The sequence below is a fragment of the Enterobacter sp. 120016 genome (genome assembly GCF_018383635.1).
Lineage (GTDB): Bacteria > Pseudomonadota > Gammaproteobacteria > Enterobacterales > Enterobacteriaceae > Enterobacter > Enterobacter asburiae_D.
The window spans coordinates 1-757 of sequence record NZ_JAHAWC010000042.1 but is presented as its reverse complement, the minus strand read 5'-3'; the positions used below and the strand labels follow the sequence as shown (position 1 = coordinate 757).

Genomic DNA, 757 nt, shown 5'->3' with positions numbered 1-757 from the left:
ACTTTGTGATTCATGACTGGGGTGAAGTCGTAACAAGGTAACCGTAGGGGAACCTGCGGTTGGATCACCTCCTTACCTTAAAGAACCTGCCTTTGTAGTGCTCACACAGATTGTCTGATGAAAAACAGCAGTAAAAATCTCTGCAGGCTTGTAGCTCAGGTGGTTAGAGCGCACCCCTGATAAGGGTGAGGTCGGTGGTTCAAGTCCACTCAGGCCTACCAAACTCCTTTTAAAGGATGAGCGGTACAGAGATTACACACGATGGGGCTATAGCTCAGCTGGGAGAGCGCCTGCTTTGCACGCAGGAGGTCTGCGGTTCGATCCCGCATAGCTCCACCATCTTTTACTGCGAATACAAGAAAACTTCAGAGTGAACCTGAAAAGGTGCACTGCGAAGTTTTGCTCTTTAAAAATCTGGATCAAGCTGAAAATTGAAACGACACACATGTTATGTGTGTTCGAGTCTCTCAAATTTTCGCAAGTCGGTGATGAATCGAAAGAAACATCTTCGGGTTGTGAGGTTAAGCGACTAAGCGTACACGGTGGATGCCCTGGCAGTCAGAGGCGATGAAGGACGTGCTAATCTGCGAAAAGCGCCGGCGAGGTGATATGAACCTTTGACCCGGCGATGTCCGAATGGGGAAACCCAGTGTGTTCCGACACACTATCGTTAACTGAATACATAGGTTAACGAGGCGAACCGGGGGAACTGAAACATCTAAGTACCCCGAGGAAAAGAAATCAACCGAGATTCCCC

Annotated in this window: 2 tRNA genes and 2 rRNA genes; all 4 read left to right on the top strand. The window is 48.7% G+C overall.

The window, feature by feature from the left end:
* Positions 1-75: ribosomal RNA gene (locus KIF87_RS23015) — 16S ribosomal RNA — on the top strand; the annotation flags it as partial.
* Positions 76-144: 69 nt separating this feature from the next.
* Positions 145-221, top strand: a tRNA-Ile gene (locus KIF87_RS23010).
* A 42-nt stretch (positions 222-263) separates the two neighbouring features.
* Positions 264-339: transfer RNA gene (locus tag KIF87_RS23005), tRNA-Ala, on the top strand.
* 180 nt (positions 340-519) lie between these two features.
* Positions 520-757 (top strand): 23S ribosomal RNA (locus KIF87_RS23000); the annotation flags it as partial.